Origin of the sequence: Stenotrophomonas sp. 2YAF22 (genome assembly GCF_052114665.1) — a bacterium.
GTDB lineage: Bacteria > Pseudomonadota > Gammaproteobacteria > Xanthomonadales > Xanthomonadaceae > Stenotrophomonas > Stenotrophomonas indicatrix.
Genome location: NZ_JBFRFE010000474.1, coordinates 1 through 3,427 on the forward strand (window position 1 = coordinate 1; position 3,427 = coordinate 3,427).

Below are 3,427 nucleotides of genomic sequence, written 5' to 3' on the forward strand. Positions count from 1 at the left end.
ATCCATTGCGCAGGAGTAGCCACAGCAGGGTCAGCGCGACAAACCACGCGACCGCTACGACAGCCTCCCACCTCGGCTGCAAATTGGTGCAGATATTGAACACTGTAATACTGAACAGGCCCAAAACAAAGTACATCCCTGTCACCAGAGCGTGACTGGCTCCTGCCTGCACCGCGCGCTGGTAGACATGCTGGGTGTGGGGTTCCATCCAGCGTTGCCCGGAAAGCATGCGCGCCAACAGCGTGAAGCCCGCGTCCACAAGGAAGGCGGACAACGGCAGCAGCAGCAGGATCCAGTTGATGTCGGTGTGCACTGCCGCGACGGCCAGCACCACCGCCACGGCATAACCCAGCGCGCCACTGCCGACATCACCCATGAAGATCCGCGCCTGCGGGAAATTGAATGGCAGAAAACCCAGGCAGGCCAGGCCAAGCACGATGGCCACCAGCGAATAGGGCCAGGGCAGCACCGTCGCGAAGCCCAGCGCAACGATGACCGCCTGACTGCTGGCGATCCCGTTGATCCCATCCATGAAGTTCCAGATGTTGATCAGCGAGGCGGTGAAGAACAGCACCAACAGGCTCAACAACCAGCCGCCGCCGTGCATCTTGACCAGCCCCGCCAGCAGGGCGGCGGCGAGGAAATGCACCAGCAACCGGCGCATGGCTGGCAGCGGTCGATGGTCATCCCACCAGCCGATGCCGGCGACCAGCAACAGGCCGAGACCGGCGACAGCGAGGCTGAGCGCAGCGCCCGGCCAGAAAAAAGCGGCGACGGCCGCAGCAACCAGCAGACTGATCACGATGGCGATGCCGCCACCGCGAGGGGTGGCGACACTATGACTGCGGCGCTCGCCGGGCTGATCCAACAGCTGCCTGCGCAGCGCATACACGCGCGCCGCCCAGGTCAATGCTGCGCTGAGCAGGGCCAGGCCCAGCAGCGCGGCCATCACAAGCCACGGCATAGTTCAGAGCACCGCGTAATTCAACAGCGGCTTGACCGTGCCCCATTCCTTGCAGCTGGGGCATTGCCAATGGTGGGTGCGGGCGCCGAACCCGCAGCGGGTGCAGCGGTAAGCGGGGTTACGCACCAGCAGCTGGTCGGTGATGTGCTTGAGGTCATGCAGGGTCGCGGTGGAATCTGCGCCCTCGGCCAGGGTGAGGTCGATCAGCGCCGATTCGCCACGCACCGATGGGCGATCCTTGAGCTGGCGGCCGAGGTAGGCGCGGGCAGGTGCAACACCCTCCTGCTCTTCCATCAGGCGGGTCAGCGCCAGCACCGGGGCGATGCCGCGGTAATGCTCGGTCATCTCGGACAGGAAGGCGCGCGCGCCGCCCAGGTCGCCGACCTTGCGGTAGTTTTCCATCAGCGCCGGCAGCACTTCCGGCAGGTACTCCGGATCGTTGCGGGCGGCACGCTCGAAGGCACGCACGGCGGCCTCGGCATTGCCTGCATCGGTTTCCAGGCGGCCCTCGATGATGCCGGCACGGACCGACATGGCATCAGCCTGGTAGGCGCGGGCAATGGCCGCCCTCGCCTCTTCCAGCTTGCCAGCGCCACGGAAGCGCTCGGCGAGCTCGCATTCAAACTGCCCGATCAGCTTGCCCATCGGCTCGCCGGTGACATCCTCGAAGCGGGTGGCGTTGTCGATCGCCTTTTCCCAGTCGCGCTCGGCCTGGTAGATGCCGATCAGGTGCTTGAGCGCCTGCGGTGCCCGCTGGTCCAGCTGTGCCAGTTCGGTGAACACGGTTTCGGCACGGTCCAGCAGACCAGACTTCATGTAGTCCTCGCCCAGTGCCAGCAGCGCCTGCACGCGTTGTGCGTCGCTCAGGTCCTGGCGGTTGACCAGGCCCTGGTGCAGACGAATCGCGCGGTCCACTTCGCCACGGCGACGGAACAGATGGCCCAGCGCGACCTGGGTCTCGAAGGTTTCCTTGTCCAGCTCGGCGATGTGCAGGAACAGTTCGATGGCCTTGTCCGGCTGCTCGTTGAGCAGGTAGTTCAGGCCACGGAAATAGGTGCTGGACAGGTGGCTGACCTGGTTGTCACCGTGGCGTTGACCACCGCGGCGTCCGATCACCCAGCCGGCCAGAGCCGCCAACGGAAGACAGAGGAAGAACCAGAACCACTCGGAAACGAATTCCATCTTCGATCAACGTCCATCAAAAGATTGGGAGGGGGCCACCGGCGTCGACGGTGCAGCCGCCGACTTGTTGGCACGGCGCAGCTGGCTGTAGAGCGGAATGACCACGCTTACCAGCACCAGGCCAGCGCCGACCACGACACCGATCAGCAGGGCGGCAATCAGCGCCACACCGACGGACGTGTTCAATTGGGTAAACAGCAGGTTGATCGACATGGCCGTCATGTTGACCGCACCGATGATCAGACCAAGGATCAGAACCGCCAGCAGGACCAGCAGACGAAAAACTTTCATGCGACAGCTCCATTGGCAGGAGGTCGTAGCTTATCCGACTCGTGGTGGGATTCGCACGAAGTCGCGCGACGGACGGCTCAGGCCGGATCTGCGTCCAGCGGCAGCACACTGCTGACCCGCTCGCGCAATTCCTTGCCTGGCTTGAAATGAGGGACATGCTTGCCCGGCAGGGCAACCGATTCGCCGGTCTTCGGGTTGCGCCCCAGGCGCGGCGGACGGTAGTGCAGCGAAAAGCTGCCGAAGCCGCGGATCTCGATGCGATCGCCGGCCGACAGTGAGCCCCCCATCATTTCCAGCAATGACTTGACCGCCAGATCGACATCATCGGCCTTCAGGTGCGCCTGCCGGCGCGCAAGGATTTCGATCAGTTCGGATTTGGTCATTACCGGCTCACATCAGGGGCATCTCAGCCTGAAACGGCCCGGGCAGTGCCCGGGCCGTCCAGGAAACAACGAACAGCGTAAGGCCGATATTACTCGGACTTGTTGCCGTTCAGCTGTGCACGCAGCAGCGCGCCCAGCTGGGTGGTGCCGCTGGAAGCCGAAGAGGACTGGTATTCCTCCAGCACTTCGCGCATTTCCGCGTCGTCCTTGGCCTTGATCGACAGCTGCAGGGTACGACCCTTGCGATCCATGCCCACGAACTTGGCTTCAACCTTGTCGCCGACCTTCAGGTGCTGGGTCGCGTCGTCGACACGCTCGTTGGCGATGTCGCGAGCTGCAACATAGCCTTCGATGCCGTCGGACAGCTCGATGATCGCGCCCTTGGCGTCGACTTCCTTCACCACGCCTTCGACCTTGGAGCCCTTCGGATTGGTCGCCATGTACTGGCCGAACGGATCCTGCTCCAGCTGCTTGACGCCCAGCGAAATGCGCTCGCGCTCCGGATCGACGGCCAGGACGACTGCATCCAGGTTGTCGCCCTTCTTGAAGTTGCGAACGATGTCTTCGCCAGTGGTCGCCCAGCTGATGTCGGACAGGTGAACCAGGC

Annotated in this window: 5 protein-coding genes; all 5 read right to left on the reverse strand. The window is 63.8% G+C overall.

The window, feature by feature from the left end; genetic code table 11:
- On the reverse strand, window positions 1-964 hold a 964-nt coding region (locus AB4Y84_RS16680; RefSeq protein ID WP_442250477.1), incomplete at its 3' end, for an MraY family glycosyltransferase.
- Between the two features lie 3 nt (window positions 965-967).
- Window positions 968-2,146 (reverse strand): lipopolysaccharide assembly protein LapB, encoded by a 1,179-nt coding sequence (gene lapB, locus AB4Y84_RS16685; RefSeq protein WP_032977571.1) that lies wholly within the window; start codon window positions 2,144-2,146, stop codon window positions 968-970.
- Between the two features lie 6 nt (window positions 2,147-2,152).
- Window positions 2,153-2,437 (reverse strand): lipopolysaccharide assembly protein LapA domain-containing protein, encoded by a 285-nt coding sequence (locus tag AB4Y84_RS16690; protein ID WP_223494898.1) that lies wholly within the window; start codon window positions 2,435-2,437, stop codon window positions 2,153-2,155.
- Window positions 2,438-2,514: 77 nt separating this feature from the next.
- The gene (locus tag AB4Y84_RS16695) at window positions 2,515-2,820 is read right to left on the reverse strand and encodes an integration host factor subunit beta (RefSeq protein WP_005409286.1); all 306 of its coding nucleotides are present in this window, start codon (window positions 2,818-2,820) and stop codon (window positions 2,515-2,517) included.
- A gap of 89 nt (window positions 2,821-2,909) precedes the next feature.
- A partial coding sequence (locus AB4Y84_RS16700; RefSeq protein ID WP_442250478.1) for a S1 RNA-binding domain-containing protein occupies window positions 2,910-3,427 on the reverse strand: 518 nt, incomplete at its 5' end.

Bases quoted from the DNA above. Each gene is read 5' to 3' on its own strand.
- AB4Y84_RS16695 (WP_005409286.1), bottom strand. From the start codon at position 2,820: ATGACCAAATCCGAACTGATCGAAATCCTTGCGCGCCGGCAGGCGCAC.
- AB4Y84_RS16690 (WP_223494898.1), bottom strand. From the start codon at position 2,437: ATGAAAGTTTTTCGTCTGCTGGTCCTGCTGGCGGTTCTGATCCTTGGT.
- lapB (WP_032977571.1), bottom strand. From the start codon at position 2,146: ATGGAATTCGTTTCCGAGTGGTTCTGGTTCTTCCTCTGTCTTCCGTTG.